Origin of the sequence: Caulobacter sp. RHG1 (assembly GCF_013181195.1) — a bacterium.
Taxonomy (GTDB): Bacteria; Pseudomonadota; Alphaproteobacteria; order Caulobacterales; family Caulobacteraceae; genus Caulobacter.
Genome location: NZ_SMZP01000001.1, coordinates 524737 through 542468, shown reverse-complemented (window position 1 = coordinate 542468; position 17732 = coordinate 524737). Strand labels below are relative to the sequence as shown.

Genomic DNA, 17732 nt, shown 5'->3' with positions numbered 1-17732 from the left:
AGCTGATAGTCTTCGAATCCAACCGGGTCCGTCAGAGGTCCGGATACTTCAACGGCCGGGGAGGGTCGCATGCGGGACAACAGGATCCGCAAGCTGGTGATCGTCGGCGGGGGAACCGCCGGCTGGATGGCGGCCGCGGCGCTGCGCCGGCATTTCCAGGGCGGACCGCTGGAGATCACCCTGGTCGAGAGCTCCGAGATCGGCACGATCGGCGTGGGCGAAGCGACCATCCCGACCATCCGCGGCTTCTATCAGCAGCTGGGCCTGACCGACATCGAGGTGATGCAGGCCACGCAGGCCACCTGCAAGCTGGGCATCCGCTTCAACGGCTGGGTGCGTGAGGGTCAATCGTTCATCCATCCCTTCGGCCTGTTCGGCCAGGACCTGCGTGGCGTCCCGTTCCATCACTACTGGCGCAAGCTGGCGGAGGCGGGCGAGCCGACCGACATCGCCGACTATTCGCTGGGCGCGTCTCTGGCCAAGGCCGGCAAGTTCATGGCCCCGCCGCGCAATCCGGCCTCCAGCCTGTCGATCTTCGACTGGGCCCTGCACTTCGACGCGGCCCTGTTCGCCCAGCTGATGCGCCGAGTCGCCGAAGACAACGGCGTGCGCCGCATCGACGCCAAGATCACCCAGGTCAATCTGAACCCCGAGACCGGCCACGTCGCCTCGCTGGACCTGCATACCGGCGACACCGTCGAGGGCGACCTCTTCATCGACTGCTCGGGCTTCCGGGGGCTGCTGATCGAGGAGGCGCTGCAGACTGGCTACGAGCCCTGGAACGACGTGCTGTTCTGCGACCGCGCCTATGCGGTGCAGAGCGAAGGTGTCGGCGATCCTGCGCCCTACACCGACGTCACGGCCCACAGCGCCGGCTGGCGCTGGCGCATCCCGCTGCAGCACCGCTACGGCAATGGCTACGTCTTCTCCTCGCGCCACATCAGCGACGAGGACGCCCTGGCCGAGCTGAAGGCCGCTGTGCCCGATCCCTTGTTGTTCGAGCCTCGCCTGATCCGCTTCAATCCCGGCCGTCGCAAGCAGGTGTGGAACAAGAACGTCATCGCCTTGGGCTTGGCCTCGGGCTTCCTGGAACCGCTGGAGAGCACCTCGATCGCCCTGATCGAGACGGGCATCGAGAAGATCAAGGCGCTGTTCCCGGACAAGGACTTCGCGCCCGAACTGGTCGACGAGTTCAACGACTGGTCCAAGCGCGAGATGGAGCGCGTGCGCGACTTCATCATCCTGCACTACTGGGCCAACAAGCGGGGCGACACGCCGTTTTGGCGCGACTGCAACGCCGTGACCCTGCCCGATACGCTGCAGCGCAAGGTCGACCTGTTCCGCCAGCGCGGCCACTTCGTCCGCTACCGCTGGGAGATGTTCCAGCCGGCCAGCTGGATGGCGATCTATGCCGGCTTCGAACTCTTGCCGCAGACGATCGACCCTGCCCTGGACGGCATCGACCCGGCGACGCTCAGCGCGCCGCTGGCCGAAATGCGCAAGGCCATCGCCGAGGTCGTGGCTTCGGCCCCGCCGCACGGCGCCTTCCTCGAACAATACTGCCGGCCCGTCCCCATGGCGGCTCAGTAGGAGCAGACCGATGACCGACACCAATCCCAACGCCATCCGCAAGGTCGTCATCGTCGGCGGCGGCTCGGCCGGCTGGATCTGCGCTTCGATGCTGTCGCACTTCTTCGACCGGGGCGGCGGGCAAAAAGGCGCGTGCGAGATCGAGCTGATCGAGAGTGAACAGATCGGCACGGTCGGCGTGGGCGAGTCGACCATCCCGCCCTTCCTGCAGCTGATCGCCAGCCTGGGCCTGGACGAGCGCGAGTTCATCCAGGCCACGCAGGCCGGCTTCAAGCTGGCCATCCGCTTCGAAAACTGGCGCAAGAAGGACGACGTCTACTACCATCCGTTCGGGGCCATCGGTGGTCCGATCGGTCCGCATGAGTTCTATCAGTGCTGGCTGCGCGCCAAGGCCAACGGTCATCCGTCGGCCCTGCAGGACTTCGCCCCAGCCACGGTCATGGCCGATCAGTGGAAGTTCATGCTGCCGGGCAAGATGCCCAAGAGCCTGCTGTCCAACGCCAACTACGCCCTTCACATCGACGCCAACCTGGTCGCCAAGTTCCTGCGCAAGTTCTCGGAGGACCGCGGCGTCAAGCGCGTCGAGGGCATCGTCGATCAGGTCGTCACCCGCAATGACGGCTCGATCGAGAAGGTGGTTTTGCAGAACGGCCACGAGGCCTCGGGGGATCTCTTCATTGACTGCTCGGGCTTCCGCTCGATCCTGAACGGCAAGGCGATGGACACCCCGTTCCTGGATTGGTCGGACGTTCTGCTGAACGACCGCGCCATCACCGTGCAGACCGAAAACATCCAGCAGCCGCACCCCTACACCCTGGCCTGCGCCCAGGACTTCGGCTGGCGCTGGCGCATCCCGCTGCAGCACCGGGCTGGCAACGGCTATGTGTTCTGCTCGAAATACATCAGCGACGACGAGGCCCGTCATGTGCTGCTGAGCCAGGTCGAGGGGACGCCAATCACCGACACCTGGCTGGTGCCGTTCAAGACCGGCATGCGTCAGAAGCTCTGGAACAAGAACTGCGTCGCCATCGGCCTGGCCGGCGGCTTCATCGAGCCGCTGGAGTCGACGGCCCTGCACCTGATCTATCGCGGCATGGACTATCTGCTGCGGTTCTTCCCTGACCGTGATCTGGCCCCGTCGCTACAGGCCGAATACAATCGCCGCATGGCCGCGGACTACGAGGAGATCCGCGACTTCATCGTGCTGCACTATCAGACCACCCAACGCGACGACACGCCGTTCTGGCGCGAGTACCAGAAGGTCGAGCCGCCCCAGAGCCTGAAGGAGCGGATAGAGCTTTTCCGCGAGACGGGCACGTTGCGTGACGGCGTCGACGACATGTTCCGCGCTCCGTCCTGGCAGTCGGTCATGGAAGGCATGGGCATTCGACCCAAACGCTACCAGCAGCTGGCTGACGTCGTGCCCTACGAGCTGATCCGCCAGACCCTGGACGCCTCGGCGCCGATCATCCGCCAGCAGGTGGAGAGCCTGCCTGACCATGGCGAGTTCCTGGCCAAGCATTGCCCGGCTCCGCCGCCCCCGCCGCCGCCGGAGCATCGCCGCCCGAAGACAGCGGCGCCGGTCAGCGCCTAGACCCGCTTCATCGACAGGATCTTCACCGGCGGGTTCAGGATCTGGCCCTTCATGGACGGCACGTTGGTGACGCCGTCGGTGCGGCCGGCCAGGATCTTCTTCACGACGTCCATGCCCTGGACGACATAGCCGAACACCGCGTAGCCCTGGGCGGCGTCGGACTTGCCCGGCTTGGCGTCCAGATAGGGCTGGGCGCTGGCGCAGATGAAGAAGTCGGCGGTGGCCGAGCCGGGCGCGTCGCGGCCCATCGAGATCGCGCCGGCCTTGTGCTTGAGGCCGGTCTTCAGCGTGCTCTCGTGGGCGATCGGCGGGGCGCGGCGCGAATAGAGCTTGGGCTGTCCCTGGATCGACCCCGCGCCCGGCGCGCCCTTGGCCCGGTTGGCGCGGAAGAACTGCCCGGCGTCGAACCGGTGCTTGTCGACATAATAGAGGAAGTTGGTCGCCGTGATCGGGGCCTTCTTGTCCTCCAGCTCGACGACGATCATGCCCTTGTCGGTGACGATCGCCACGCGCGGCTTGCCGGCCGCCAGCGTGGGCGAGGCGGCGAAGGCGGCGAGGGCGCCGAGCACGGCGCGGCGGGCGATCGCGGGAAGGGACATGGCGGGCTCCTGAATTTCGACCGTTATGGCGCGACCGGCGCAGCGCCGCCAGCGTCGCCCGCCATCGCCTCGGCGCGCACCCGGGTCTGCAGCACGTCCAGTTGGGCGTCGAGCATCGTGCGATTGGGGTCGTGGCCCGTGCGGGCCAAGGGGATGAATTCCTTCTTCGGCGCGGCGATGTCGTCGAAATAGGCGCGGCTCACCTCCAGCGGCGTGACCAGATCGACCTCGCCCTGCAGCAGATAGACGGGCATGGCGAACCGCGTGCCCAGCTGGCGCAGGTCGATCTTCGGACCCATGCCGTCGCCGGCCAGGCCGACGAACTGCAGGAACGAGTAGTCTTCGCCCGCCTCGTAGTTCGCCTCATAGGCGGGAGTATCGTAGCCCGGGGCGGGGGCGAACCAGCCCTTGGGCGGCGGCTCGGTCGCCAGCGCCTCGTACTTGCGGCCCACACGGCGCAGGATCCCGAAGGCGCGCGGGTTGGTCCACGGCGGCGCGCCCAGCGCTTCGAGCTTGCCGACCGAGTCGGCGTCGCCCGCGGCCCGCGCCAGATCCAGGGTCTTGGCGTAACCGACCCGCACGTCGTCCTGATAGTTCGCCAGCTGGCCCGTGCCGACGTAGGCGTGGAACAGGTCCGGCGCGGCCATCGCCATATTGACGGCCAGGGCTGAACCCCACGAGCCGCCCATCAGGATGACCTTGCGCTTGCCCAGGTGCGCGCGGACATAGCGCGCGACCTCGACGCCGTCCTGCGTCAGGCGGTCCATGGTCAGGGCCTCGCCCTCGGCCGGCTTGTTGGCGCCGTAGGTCTTGCCCGAACCGCGCTGGTCCCACTGGATGACGGTGAAATCCTTGGTCCAGTCGCCGAACAGGCTCTGGGCGAACGGGGTGTTGGGGTTGCCCGGACCGCCGTGCACGATCAGCAACACGGGGTTGGCGCAGTCGCGGCCTGAGATCGTCATCCACTGTTGGATGCCGCCGATCTGGACGAAGCGGGCTTCATCGACCGCCTGTCCCGCGCGGCAGGCGAGGCTGGGCGATGCGGTCTCTGCGGCGAAAGCCGCGGCCGGCGACGACAGCGCGATGAGCGCCGCCGCGATGATTCCGAAACGCTTCATGTCATTCCCCCGATTACTGAGTTCAGGCGGTACCACCTCAGGTGCGCATCGCGCAGTGGAAAAGCGGCGCATTCCCTTGCTCAGCAGGAAAAGTGACCGGTACCCAGAATTCCGAGGTCGCAAGAGTGACGTTCGGTGAGCTAGGCTTTGCGAAGACTGGAGCGACCGCGGCCAACGCGGCGTCGACGTGAGAGAAGTAGGGAAGGGTTCGTTTTATGGGGGCTGACAGCCAAGCTGCGCCTGTACCGCACGAAAAGGGCGGCAGGCGCGATGTGCTGGTGATCGGGGCGTCTTCGCTCGGCACCGTGTTCGAGTGGTACGACTTCTATCTCTACGGCTCGCTGGCCGCGATCATCACCGGCCACTTCTTCTCGGGCGTCAACGAGACGACCGGCTTCATCCTGGCCTTGCTGGCCTTCGCCGCCGGCTTCGCGATCCGGCCGCTGGGGGCGGTGGTGTTCGGACGCCTGGGCGACATCTGGGGCCGCAAGAACACCTTCCTGATCACCATGCTGCTGATGGGCGTCTCGACCTTCGTCGTCGGCCTGCTGCCGTCCTACGCCCAGATCGGCGTGGCGGCGCCGATCGCCCTCGTTCTGATGCGCCTGGTCCAGGGCCTGGCCTTGGGCGGCGAGTATGGCGGCGCGGCCACCTACGTCGCCGAGCACGCGCCGGACGGCAAGCGCGGCTTCTATACCAGCTGGATCCAGACCACGGCGACGGTGGGCCTGTTCCTGTCGCTGGCCGTGATCCTGATCACCCGCACCACCCTGGGCGAGGCCGCCTTCAAGGAGTGGGGCTGGCGCATCCCGTTCCTGGTCTCGATGCTGCTGCTGGGCGTGTCCCTGTGGATCCGCCTGAAGCTGCACGAGAGCCCGACCTTCCAGAAAATGATCGCGGAAGGGAAGGGGACCAAGAAGCCGCTCGCCGAGGCCTTCGGCGAGTGGAAGAACCTCAAGGTCGTGCTGCTGTCGCTGGTGGGCCTGACCATGGGCCAGGCGGTGGTCTGGTACACCGGCCAGTTCTACGCCCTGTTCTTCCTGGAAAAGACCCTGAAGCTGGACGGGGCGCAGGCCAACACGCTGGTGGCCCTGGGGCTGCTGATCGGCACGCCGTTCTTCGTGATCTTCGGCTGGCTGTCGGACAAGATCGGCCGCAAGCCGATTATCCTGCTCGGCTGCCTGCTGGCGGCGGCGACCTATTTCCCGATCTTCAAGGGCATTACGACCTACGCCAACCCGGCCCTGGCCCATGCGGAGGCCTCGGCCCCCGTGGTGGTGTCGACGGATCCCTCGACCTGCGCTTTCCAGTTCGACCTGATCGGCAAGGCCCAGTTCAACACCCCGTGCGACGTGGCCAAGGCCTATCTGGCCAAGGCGGGCGTCAGTTACAGCGTCCAGGCCGCGCCGGCTGGCGCAGGCACGTCGGTTCAGGTCGGCGGCGTGACGCTGCAGGGCATGGCCGCCGGCGCCGACCGCAAGGCGTGGGAAGCCGACCTGGGCGAGCAGCTTGCCGCCGCCGGCTATCCGGCCAAGGCCGACCCGGCCCAGGTGAACAAGCCCGCCGTCGTCGGCCTGCTGGCGCTGCTGGTGATCTATGTGACCATGGTCTACGGCCCGATCGCGGCCATGCTGGTCGAGCTGTTCCCGACCCGCATCCGCTACACGGCGATGTCGCTGCCCTATCACATCGGCAACGGCTGGTTCGGCGGCTTCCTGCCGACCACGGCCTTCGCCATCGTGGCGGCGACGGGCAACATCTATTCTGGCCTCTGGTACCCGGTGATCATCGCCGGGATCACGGCGGTGGTCGGGGCGCTGTTCCTGAAGGACACCCGCCACAACGTGATCGACGATTAGGCAATAGAGCCTTGGACCCGGCGGCGGAGGCGTCGCCGGGTTGCCATTGCCGCCTCAATCGGTTTGGTTGCGCCTCGGGGAGGCGTTTATGACGCATGAGGATGAACACAGGCGCGCCTGGTTCCGGCGGGAGATCCTGCCATTGGAGCCGGACCTGCTGGCCTATGCGCGGCAGTTCTGCCGTGACGGCCAGAGCGATCCTGAAGACTTGGTCCACGAGACCTTCGCCCGGGCGATCGCCTGCAAGACCTGGCGCGAGATCAGCAATCCCGGCGCTTTCGCCACCCGCATCCTGCGCAACTGCGCCCTCGACGCCCTGCGCCGCCGCAAGGTGCTGACCATCACCGCCGTCGCCGATTTCGAACGTATCGAGCCGATCGACGAAGCCCCGGGCGTCCATGCGGTGCTCGAATCACGCGAAGAGCTTCAGGCCCTGGCCGACGCCATCGCCGAACTCCCGACGCAATGTCGGCGCGTCTTCACGATGCGAAAAGTCTACAGCCTGTCGCCGGACGAGATAGCGGTTCGGCTGGGACTATCCGTCTCTACTGTTGAGAAGCATCTGGCAAAGGGCCTTCGGTACTGTTCCGACAAGCTGGGACGGCGTATCGGTCGCAGGAACAAGGTCGACGAAGGACGCTCATGGAGCGCGAGACGGGATCAAGACGCGAAGCGGTAAGGCAGGCCGCCGCCCAATGGGTGGTCCGGCTTGACGATGCTTCGTGTTCGGACGCCGACCGCGCCGCCTTCGAGGTCTGGCGTGGCGAGAGTTTCGAGAACGAAGCCGCCTATGAGCGCGAAGCGGCTGCCTGGACGCGGCTGGAGCGCGTGCGCGTCTATCGCCCCGCCGATGTGCGCATCGACGCCGACCTGCTGGCCCCGGTGCGCCGTCCGAAACTGAAGAGCCTGAGCGGTTCGTCGTGGGCTCGCGGCCTTGCGGCCTGCGCTATGGCCGGCCTGGTCGCCGCCGGAGCTCTGTCGTTCGGGACGTCCACCGCCTACGCCACCGCGATCGGCGAGCGCCGGGTCGTGGTGCTCAGCGACAACAGCCGTATCGAGCTGAACACCGACAGCAAGGTCGTGGTGCGCTATCGCAAGGGCGTGCGCGAGGTGCGGCTCATGCGCGGGGAGGCCGTGTTCGAGGCGGCTCGCGACGCGCGGCCGTTCGTGGTCAAGGCCGCCGACGCGGTGCTGTCCGCCGACGGCGTGTCGGAAATGGCCGTGCGCCTGCGCTCGGACGGCGCGATCGTCACGGTCAAGAAGGGGGCGGTGGAGCTGGACCCCACACCCAACCGCCAGCAGGCCGAGCTGCGTCTGAAGGCCGGCGTGGCGGCGATCTACGATTCCGCCGGCAGCCGGTCCCGCGAGATTTCCGACAGCGAGATCGACCGCAGCCTGGCCTGGCGCCAGGGCGCGATCGCGCTGAACGGCCAGTCGCTGGAACAGGCCGTGGCCGAGTTCAACCGCTACAATCGCCAGCAGATCCGCATCGCCGATCCGTCGATCTCGAGCTTGCGCCTGGCCGGCTATTTCCAGACCACCGAGCCCCAGAGCTTCGTCTCGGCCGTGACCCACGCTTTCTCGGTCCGCGCCGCCGAAGGCCAGGACGGGACCATCCGGCTGTCGCGGCGCAGCTGATCCCCCAGGGGAAGGGGGGGCAAAAAAAGTTCCACATGTCGCATGGCGGAAACCACGGTTTCGCCCGTCGGACGTGTAGGGCGCACCTCCCAAAGGGGATGGAGGGCGCTATGAGGGGTTACTAGAAACGATGTCGATCGACACTCGCCGCACGGTTCGCGGCTTCCTGATGGCGTCTGCCGCCGTGCTGGTTCTGGCCGGTCCGGCCTTGGCGCAAGACGCTCGCCACAGCTTCAACATTCCGGCCGGTGACGCGGTCACCGCGCTGCAGACCTTCGCCAAGCAATCGGGCAAGCAGGTCCTGTTCCCGTTCGAGGCCGCCTCGGGCAAGCGCACGCCGGCCGTGACCGGTGATGTCGCCGACGCCGACGCCCTGGCCCGTCTGGCCGCCGCCGCGGGCCTGGTGGTCCAGTCGGACGACGGCAAGACCATCACGCTGCGCCAGGCCCAATCCGCAGGTTCTGGGGCCGTCCGCCCCCAGTCCGTCAGCGCGGAGGCCGGCGCGAGCATTGAAGAGGCCCAGCTGGTCGAGGCCATCGTGGTCGTCGGCTCGCAGATCGAAGGCGCTCGCACCACTGAAGCCCTGCCCGTGACCGTGGTCGGTGAAGACGACATCATCGCCACCGGCGCGGTGTCGGGCGACGAGCTGTTCCGCTCGATCCCGCAGGCCGGCGACGTGCAGTTCCAGGAAGCCCGCACGACGGGCAACCTGAACGACGCGCGGGGCGACATCGCCTCGCTGAACCTGCGCAGCCTGGGCACCGGCAACACCCTGGCCCTGCTGAACGGCCGCCGGGCCGTGATGGCGCCCGGCACCCAGACCGAGAACTTCGTCCCGGTCCAGACGGTCAACACCAACTCGTTCCCGGTCGCGGGCGTCAAGCGCCTGGAAGTCCTGCGCGACGGCGCCGCGGCCATCTACGGCACCGACGCCGTGGCCGGCGTGGTCAATACCGTGCTGGACACCAAGTTCCGCGGCCTGCGCATGGAAGCCCAGATCGGCGGCTCGGAAGGCACCGGCTATCGTGAAGGCTCGGTCAATGTGAAGGCCGGCACGCGTCTGGAAGACGGCACGCGCCTGACCTTCTTCGGCAACTACACCGGCCGCAGCCGAATGATGGCCACCGAGCGCGATTATGCGTCCAGCGAGGATCACCGCTATCAGGTCGAGGGTACGCCCTGGGCGGGCAACACCACTTTCGACAGCCGCACGACGTCCAGCCCCTGGGGCTCGTTCACCCTCATCCCGTCCTCGACGGTGGTCCGCCAGGGCGCGACGGCGCTGACGACTTCGGGCGTGTTCCACATCGAGCCGGCGGCCAACACCGCGGCCGGTTGCTCCAGCGCGGTCCTCACCGGCAGCCTCTGCATCAAGTCGGGCACCATCACCGGCGCCGCCGACCGCGAGCTGCGCTATGACGAGAACCGCGACCGCACCCTGCGTGGCGGCGTCGAGCGGACCAACCTGTTCTCGACGGTCGAGCACGATTTCGGCGACATCACCGCCTATGGCGAGGCGGGCTACTACCACGCCCTGTTCACCGGCAGCCGCGAGCAGTCGGCCCCGCTCAGCACCGCGCCGATCAGCATCGCGGCCAACGCCTACTGGAACCCCTTCGGGGCGATCACCAGCCCCAACCGCATCGCTGGCCTGACCGGCGTTCCGACCGGCGGCCTGGCGATGAACATCACCACCTACCGTCCGGTCGACACCGGCCCGCGCACCTACACGGTGACCGATGACAGCTTCCGCCTGCTGGGCGGGCTGAAGGGCTCGTGGAATGGCTGGAAGTGGGATTCGGCCATGCTGTACTCGGCCGCCCGCACCAAGGACATGACCCACAATGCGATCAGCAACACGCTGTTCCAGCAGGCGGTCAACCGTACGGACGCCTCGGCCTACAACCCGTTCAACGGCGGCAACCTGGCCAACTGGTCGGGTCCGGACACCACGCCCAGCGACCGCGCGACGATCGACTCGTTCCTGATCAACGTCTACCGGATCGGCGAGACCTCGCTGGCCCTGGCCGACTTCAAGGTGTCCAAGAAGGACCTGTTCAAGCTGCCGGGCGGCGACGTCGGCTTCGCGGCGGGCGTCGAGTACCGTCGCGAGACCTACAAGGACGATCGTGACGACCGCCTGGACGGCACGATCAAGTATACCAACAGCGTCACCGGCACGACGTACAGCACCGACGTCATGGGCGCCTCGGGCGCGCCGGACATCAAGGGTGATCGCTCGATCGTCTCGGCGTTCTTCGAGTTCGCCATCCCGGTGATCTCGCCCGAAATGAACATCCCGTTCGTTGAGGAAATCAGCCTGCAGATCGCCGCCCGCGACGAGGAGTATTCCGACTTCGGCAACGTGCTGAAGCCCAAGGGCGCGATCTACTGGAAGGTCGGCCAGGGCTTCGCCCTGCGCGGTTCGGTCTCGCAGAGCTTCCGCGCGCCGAACCTGCCGCAGTTCTACAGCGACGGCACGACGGTCTCGAACAGCCGCAGCGACTTCGCGGCCTGCCGGATCAACAACCCGACGGCGACCACCTGCGCCAGCATCAGCACCATCGAAATCCGCAGCGGCAACAAGGACCTGAAGCCGGAAGAGGCCGATAACGCCACCGTCGGCTTCGTGTATCAGCCGACCTTCATTCCGGCGGACTATGGTCGCCTGACCCTGACGACCGACTTCTGGTCGATCCGTCAAAAGGGCGTCATCGGCATCCTGGGCGGCTACAACCAGATCGCCTATGACTGGCTGCTGCGCCAGCAGGGCTCGTCCAACCCGAACGTCGTCCGCGACGCACCGGTCGGCACGGCCACGGTCGGCAACATCGCCTACATCAACGATGTCTATCAGAACCTGCAGCCGCGCATGGTTCAGGGCGTCGACTTCACGATCGACTACGACCTGGACGACACCCCCTGGGGCGATTTTGGCCTGACCGTGAACGTGGCCAAGCTGACCAAGTTCGACCAGTCGCCCAGCCCGATCGAGTCGCTGCTGGCCCAAGCCGTTGCGTCCGGCGCCCTGCCGGGCGTCACGATCTTCAGCGCCGGCGACCAGATCAAGATGGACGGCTTCCCGGAGTTCCGCGGCACCGCCAGCCTGACCTGGCGCAACAAGGGCTGGGGCGCGGGCGCGTTCGTCAACTATGTCGGCGGCGCCTACGATACCGGCCCGGCGCAGGTGAACGGCGAGTACTTCCCGATCAGCGACTGGACCACGGTCAACCTGTACGGCCAGTACGCCTTCAAGGACGGCCGGATGGACGGCTCCACCGTTCGCGTCGGCGTGCGCAACGTCGGCGACAAGGCCCCGCCGCTGACGGCGTCGAACTTCGGCTACTCGGGCGCCATGCACAACGCCACGGGCCGCTACTGGTACATGAACTTCAGCAAGCGCTTCTAGCGCCTGCTGCGAGACCTCGGCCAAGGGCTGGACGACGCGTGAGTATGTCGTCCGGCCGGTCGAGCCGATCGCGCCGCGAGGCTGATCCACCCACCGGATGGGTCTCAAGACACGATCATCGGTGCCGGGGCTGCCCCCTCGGCGCCGATTTCGTTTGTGGAGTTTGCGTGAGGTCAAAGTCGCCGGGAAACGCCTGAGGCACCTTGCGTCTCAGGGTTCTCCAGTTTGCGGTCCAGACGGGAACCTCGGCCGATCGACGTCCTCGCCAGTCGGCGTCGAAAGGCAAGCTCCGGGATCCCAACCCCCTTGAGATCCCGGAGCGCTTCTTCGGCCCCGGAGCTTTTCTCCGAGGCTGCCTGCTACTCTCAAACTACGTCATCCCGGGGCCCCTGCGGTCCGGGATGACGTCCTTCTGGTGGTCGGCCTTACTTCGCCGCCGGCCCGTACAGCAGCCCGTTGAACAGGAACTTGAAAGTACCCCACGACTGGGCGCGCTGGGTGATCTCGGGCCCGAAGGCGAAGATCTTGCCCTTGCCCAGGTCGATGTCGAGCATCGCCGTCGAGCCGTTCAGCTTCTCCTGACCGACGGCCCAGCCGCTGCGCAGCGGCTTGTCGGTGTCGAACCACGAGACCTTCGCCACGCCCTGCGCGCCGGCCTTCAAGGTGAAGGTCGGGCTGCGGTCGAAGAACACGTCGATGTCGGCCGGCGCGCCGTAGGCCAGCGGCTGCTTGGGATCGACCTTGGCGCGCAGCACCGAGCCGGGGATGTAGAACTCCCGGTTGGTGTAGGGCTTCACCTGGCCGTTCTCGGTCTTGGCGGTGGCGACGTCGACCGGCGCGCCCAAGGCGGTGGCCAGGCGGGTCGAGGCGCCGATGGCCACGACCGTGCCGCCGCCCTTCACGAAGTCGGCGATCTGCGGGAGGGTCTTCTCGTCGCTGATCTTGCCCAACCAGGCGCGGTACTCGGCCGGGATCTCTTCCGGCTTGGGTTGGGTCGACGGGCGGCCGGTCTTGAAGGCGCCGCCTTGCGGAGCGGGGACCACGCCGTCGGGGAACACCAGCACGTCGAAGTCCTTGGCGATGTCGCCGGCGTCCAGGCGCTGGGGATAGACGACCTGGAAGGGCGCTTCGAACTGCTCGAACATCCAGCGGTTCCAGCCCGACGGCATCGACCCGCCATAGACGTCGACCAGGCCGACGCGGATCGGCTTTAGGGCGATGGTCGCGCCAGCGGGCTTGGCGCCAACGGCCCAGGCGTCGACGCCCAACTCCTTGACGCCCTGTTCCAGAACGCCTTGCGCGGCCGGCGAGGCCGGGACCCAGATCGCGCCCGGACCGAAGGCGGTCTTGCCGGACTTCGCGCCGTCCTTGATCCATTGCACCTGAGCGCCGGCCTTCAGCAGGCGGTTGGTCAGGGTGAAGCTGGCGTTGGTCTCGTGGCTGATCAACCAGCCGGCCTTGCCCGAACCCTTGATGGCGCCCGGCGTGACGGCGATCAGGTCGGGCACGCGCGCCGTGGGGGCGGTGAAGCCGTCCAGGATGCGGTCGAACTTCATCCCCATCTGGTAGGCCAGGGTGTAGCCCGTGACGTCGTACGGCGCCTTGGGCGGGCCGCCCGGATATTCCAGATCGTGCGGGTGGTCCTGCGGCTCGAACATGTCCAGCACGTGCGGACGATAGGCCTGGGCCGTGCGCACCACGTACGAGCCGGCCGGATAGGTCTTGCCGCCGATCGTGAAGGCCTTGGTCGCCTTCTCGACATCGACGCCGGTCTTGATCAGGGCGTTGAGGAAGGCCGTGACGGTCGGCATGTCGGCCTGGTCGGACGGGATGACGTAGCCGCGCGGGTCACGGGCTTCCGGGGTCTCCAGCACGGCCTTGTACAGGGTAGGGTCGACGGCGGCGCCGAACGGGCCCGGCTTGCCCTTGCCGGCTTCTTCCAGGGCCTCGACGCGGGTCGGGGTCATGGTCCAGCTGTCCTGGCTGCCGCGCTTGATGCTGTTGTCGCCCATCTTCCAGATGTTGAAGAGCAGGCGCTCGCGGTTGCGGGCGGCGTAGTCGATGACCGACAGGTTCATGGTCATCTGGTAGTCGAGCGAGTCCTGAAGGCGCCAGACGCGCGGCGCGATGGGGGCGGGGCGGTCGTTGTTGGGCAGCTGCAGCTCGGGGACCAGGTTCACCGTGGTCGGGGTCGGGCCGCCGATGATCTCGGTCAGCAGGCCGATGGCGTTGTGGAAGTATGCGACCGAGCGTTCCATGCCGTTGTGCCAGGTCGAGTAGGAAGCGGCGCTGCGGGCGCCCGAGCCGCGCTTGTCCTCAGCCACCAGGCGGCTGTGCATGGCCATGCCGACTTCCTGCAGCTCGGTCATGACCAGCGGGTCGTAGTTGAAGTTGAACGGGTCGCGGAACGGCGGCACGAACACCACCATGCCGTTGGGGCCGGTCTGGTGCTGGTTGTAGACGATCTGCGGGAACCACTCGCGGAACAGCTGCTTGTTGACGTTGGTGGTCTCGGCCATGGCCGAGAAGAAGCTGTCGCGGTTGTTATCGTGGCCGACGTACTTCTGATACAGGCGCGGGATCGAGTTGAACTCGCGCTTCTTCGGGTCCTCGTTGCGCATGTACCAGTCGCTGACCAGCTCCATGCCGTCGGGATTGTCGTGTGCGAACAGGATGATGGTCTCGTCCAGCAGGCGCTTGGTCTCGGCGTCCTGAGCGGTCAGCATGCGATGCAGGACTTGGATCTGGCCTTGCGAGGTGATGGTCTCGGTGGCGTGCAGGCCTGCGTCGATCCAGACGATCGCTTTGCCCTCGGCGGCCAGCTTTGCGGCCTCTTCCTTGGTGACGCCCTCGGCCTTGGCCAGCTGGCGCGAGATCTCCTTGTAGCGGTCCAGCTTGGCCAGATTGGCTGGCGACGAGACGATCGCCATCCACTGGGTGCGGCCTTCCTCGGACTTGCCGATGTCGACCAGCTTCATGCGGTCGGACGCGGCGGCCAGGCTCTTCAGATAGGTTTCGTAGGCGGTGTAGTCGGCCAGGAAGTAGTCGCTGCCGACCGGCTGGGCGAAGGCCTTGTCGGGAGACGGGATGTCCGCGGCGAACGCCAGGCCCCCGCTGAAGGCCAGCACAAGGCCCACGGCCGCACCGGCCATTGCTCCGCTACGCGTCATCGAATTCCCCTTACACTCCCCGCGGACACGAGCAGCGTCCGCCTTATGTAAAGAATGACGGGAGGCGAGGGGTTTTCCGCAAGTCGATCGGGCGCTGAAATGACGTTTTTTCAACGTGCGGCGGCGTTTTTTACGAGAAGCATTCCGGGGTCTGATCGGATCGACCAGATGTCGGAATGGACTAGAGCGACGAGCGCCTGGCCAGCTCGGTGCGGCGTGCGGCGACCTCGCTGCGAGCGCGCTCCAGAGCGTCGATCTCGGTGGCGGTCAGCAGGTTGTCGATCACCTGGCCCAGGTGCTCGCGCATGGCGTTGCGGGCCTGGGCCGGATCGCGCTCGCGCAGGGCCGAGAGAATGGCCTGGTGGTCGTGGATCAGGGGCCGAGCGACCATCTGGCGGGCGCGGGACAGCATGGCCCGGCACAGCGGCGACTTGTAGCGCAGGTCCCACAGGTTCTCGACGACGGTGACCAGGGCGGCGTTGCGGCTGGCGCCGGCGATGGCGATGTGGAAGCGGCGGTCGGCCTGCTCGCCCTTGTCGGTGTTGTCGCCGGCCACCAGCATCTCGTCCAGGATCGAGGCCAGTTCGGTCAGCTCTTCCTCGGTGATGGTGGCGGCGGCCAGGGCGGCGACCTCGCCCTCGATCAGGCGACGAGCCTCGGTCAGCTCGAAGGCGCCGATGTCGAGGTCGGGGGCGGGCGCCTCCGGGCGCGGGGCCTCGGTAACATAGATGCCCGAGCCATGACGGGCCTCGACCAGGCCGCGGATTTCCAGGGCGATCATCGCTTCACGCACGGTCGGACGGCTGACCTTGTAGTCCTCGGCCAGGTCGCGCTCGGACGGCAGGCGTTGGCCGGGCTTGTGCAGGCCGTCGCGGATCGCATCGGCGATCGAGCTGGCGACCTGCTGGTAGAGCTTGCGGGTTTCGGCCGTCGAAATCGTCATAAACACAGGTCCATCCGACCGGCTCGTCGGCGCATTCAAGCCTATTGCATCGCCCTCCGGAGCGCCACAGCGGTTGCGGAGCCTCAGCATAGACATTCGCAATCGAGCTCTATCGAATGAAAACCAGAACCTTTTCAGGTCTCTCCAATATCTTTCAAAGCATTTCGTCGGGTTGTCGACAAAGTTAAGTGATCAAGCGGAGATTTGCGTGGTCGCGCTGCCGAGGTGAAGGTGTTAGTCTGCGGGCATTGTCGGCAGCATCTTCCTTCGAGCGCCGGCGACTGAGAGATGAAGCCTTGGCTTCTGCTCCCGCTCGAAAAGCAGGAGCGAAAACATTGCCTACGTTTTTGTTCTACCCAAGGCGCGCCGACGGCGTGTCCCTGACGTTTATTGCCGATGCTGCGGCTGACGATCGCGACGCGCTCGATCGGGCTGAGGACATTGCCGGAGCTCACGGCTGCGCCAGCGTGTTCGTCTACGAGTCGCTGCCGACCGGCGAGGAGCGTCTGGTGGGAGAGGTGCGCCGCAAGGGCGCCGCCAGGGTGAAGTCGAACGCTGAATCGCTCAGCGCCTGAAGCGCTGGTTAGATTATCTGGATTGAGAGAACGGTGGTCGGTCGTAGGGTGGCTGCATAGCCGCCCGCGAAGGGGCGTGTCCCGGGAGGACGCCATGAACGCGCCTGTTTCCATATCGCAGCCCATTCCCGTTCCTCAGGAAGGCGCCGTCGACTATGCCGGCCTGACCGTGACCCCGTCGGGGCCGGTGCTGGGCGCCGAGATTTCCGGGGTCGACCTGACCCAGGACCTGAAGCCCGAGATCGTCGCGGCGATCCGCGCGGCGCTGTTGCGCCACAAGGTGGTGTTCTTCCGCGACCAGGACATCAGCCACGAGGACCATGTCCGCTTCGGCCGCCATTTCGGCGACCTGGAGGGGCACCCGGTCACCGCCCATGTGCCGGGCTTCCCGGAGATCCTGCACATCGAGGCCGCTGACGGCATGAAGCTGCGCGAAGACATCGTGCCGATCGTGCGGGCGGCCAACAAGTGGCACACCGACGTCACCTTCCGCGAAGCGCCGTCGATGGGCGGGGTGCTGCGGATGCGGCACATGCCGCCGCTGGGCGGCGACACCCTGTTCGCCGACACGGCCGCCATCTATCGCGACCTGCCCCAGAAGCTGAAGGACCAGTTGGCGAGCCTCACGGCCGAGCACGACATCATCCAGAGCTACGGCTATCGCGTCGATGAGGCCAAGCGCCAGGAGCTACGGGCCGCCTATCCGCCGATGGTCCATCCGGTGGTGCGCACGCACCCGGAGACCGGCGACAAGCACCTGTTCGTCAACAAGGTCTTCACGACGAGGATCCTGGGCCTGCCCGAGGACGAGGCCAAGCTTCTGCTGGCGGATCTGCTGGATCGGGTGAAGGCGCCGGAATACCAGGTGCGCTTCCGCTGGACGCCCAACGCCATCGTCTTCTGGGACAACCGGGCGACCCAGCACTACGCTATCCTGGATTACTGGCCCCAGGAGCGGATCGTCGAGCGCGTGACGATCAAGGGCGACAAGCCCTTCTAGAGCGCTTGTGCGACCAGGCGGGCGGCGTCGATCAGGGCCGCCCACAGCAGCACCGTCGCGGCCAGCGGCAGCACGCGGCGCTCAAGCGTGGCGCGGGCGTCGAAGCTCAGTGCGGTGCTCTTGGTCAACGTCATGGTCGTAGCGCCTGTGCGGGGGTTGCGAGCGGCTGTTGTGGTCGTGTCCATGAAGCGTTGAAGGGCAGCGCTTCACCAGGGATTTAAAGTTGCACGATTAGAT

The 17732-nt window shown here is 66.7% G+C and carries 12 protein-coding genes and 1 pseudogene; 8 read left to right on the top strand and 5 right to left on the bottom strand.

All coding sequences use genetic code 11. The annotated features are described in order from the left end of the window. Nucleotides 1-69: 69 nt before the first annotated feature. Both E1H18_RS02485 and E1H18_RS02480 read left to right on the top strand, forming a co-directional pair. Nucleotides 70-1590 (top strand): tryptophan halogenase family protein, encoded by a 1521-nt coding sequence (locus E1H18_RS02485; protein ID WP_172263363.1) that lies wholly within the window; start codon nt 70-72, stop codon nt 1588-1590. 10 nt (nt 1591-1600) lie between these two features. Continuing rightward, nucleotides 1601-3184, top strand: a complete 1584-nt coding sequence (locus tag E1H18_RS02480) for a tryptophan halogenase family protein (protein WP_172263361.1) — start codon at nt 1601-1603, stop codon at nt 3182-3184. Here the strand turns inward: E1H18_RS02480 and E1H18_RS02475 are convergent. Next, complete coding sequence (locus E1H18_RS02475) at nt 3181-3783, bottom strand: peptidylprolyl isomerase (protein WP_172263359.1); 603 nt, start codon at nt 3781-3783, stop codon at nt 3181-3183. The two genes, E1H18_RS02480 and E1H18_RS02475, sit on opposite strands and share 4 nt — an antisense overlap. Before the next feature lie 23 nt (nt 3784-3806). Next, nucleotides 3807-4901, bottom strand: coding sequence for an alpha/beta fold hydrolase (locus E1H18_RS02470; protein ID WP_172263357.1), 1095 nt, complete (start codon nt 4899-4901; stop codon nt 3807-3809). Nucleotides 4902-5116: 215 nt separating this feature from the next. Here E1H18_RS02470 and E1H18_RS02465 point away from each other — a divergent pair, with 215 nt between their 5' ends. The 4 genes from E1H18_RS02465 to E1H18_RS02450 all read left to right on the top strand — a co-directional run bounded on the left by E1H18_RS02465 (nt 5117) and on the right by E1H18_RS02450 (nt 11807). Then, nucleotides 5117-6760, top strand: coding sequence for an MFS transporter (locus tag E1H18_RS02465; protein WP_172263355.1), 1644 nt, complete (start codon nt 5117-5119; stop codon nt 6758-6760). A gap of 88 nt (nt 6761-6848) precedes the next feature. After that, nucleotides 6849-7439, top strand: coding sequence for an RNA polymerase sigma factor (locus tag E1H18_RS02460; protein WP_172263874.1), 591 nt, complete (start codon nt 6849-6851; stop codon nt 7437-7439). Continuing rightward, nucleotides 7403-8398, top strand: a complete 996-nt coding sequence (locus E1H18_RS02455) for a FecR domain-containing protein (protein WP_172263353.1) — start codon at nt 7403-7405, stop codon at nt 8396-8398. The genes E1H18_RS02460 and E1H18_RS02455 overlap by 37 nt, the downstream gene beginning before the upstream one ends. A 130-nt stretch (nt 8399-8528) precedes the next feature. Continuing rightward, nucleotides 8529-11807 carry a TonB-dependent receptor domain-containing protein gene (locus E1H18_RS02450; RefSeq protein ID WP_172263351.1) on the top strand — a complete coding sequence of 1093 codons (3279 nt, stop codon included), beginning with the start codon at nt 8529-8531 and terminating at the stop codon, nt 11805-11807. Between the two features lie 425 nt (nt 11808-12232). On the opposite strand, the pseudogene E1H18_RS02445 reads toward E1H18_RS02450, so the two are convergent. Together E1H18_RS02445 and E1H18_RS02440 are read right to left on the bottom strand one after the other, a co-directional pair. Continuing rightward, nucleotides 12233-14980 (bottom strand): annotated as a pseudogene (locus tag E1H18_RS02445) (M14 metallopeptidase family protein); the annotation flags it as partial. Between the two features lie 178 nt (nt 14981-15158). Continuing rightward, entirely contained in the window at nt 15159-15920 is a 762-nt protein-coding gene (locus tag E1H18_RS02440; RefSeq protein ID WP_172263347.1) for a FadR/GntR family transcriptional regulator, read from the bottom strand. 296 nt (nt 15921-16216) lie between these two features. Between E1H18_RS02440 and E1H18_RS02435 the strand changes: the two genes are divergently transcribed. Next, nucleotides 16217-16495 (top strand): hypothetical protein, encoded by a 279-nt coding sequence (locus tag E1H18_RS02435; RefSeq protein WP_172263345.1) that lies wholly within the window; start codon nt 16217-16219, stop codon nt 16493-16495. A gap of 94 nt (nt 16496-16589) precedes the next feature. After that, nucleotides 16590-17495 (top strand): TauD/TfdA family dioxygenase, encoded by a 906-nt coding sequence (locus E1H18_RS02430; RefSeq protein WP_172263343.1) that lies wholly within the window; start codon nt 16590-16592, stop codon nt 17493-17495. On the opposite strand, the gene E1H18_RS02425 is transcribed toward E1H18_RS02430, so the two are convergent. Beyond that, nucleotides 17492-17629 (bottom strand): hypothetical protein, encoded by a 138-nt coding sequence (locus tag E1H18_RS02425; RefSeq protein WP_172263341.1) that lies wholly within the window; start codon nt 17627-17629, stop codon nt 17492-17494. The two genes, E1H18_RS02430 and E1H18_RS02425, sit on opposite strands and share 4 nt — an antisense overlap. Between the last annotated feature and the right edge of the window lie 103 nt (nt 17630-17732).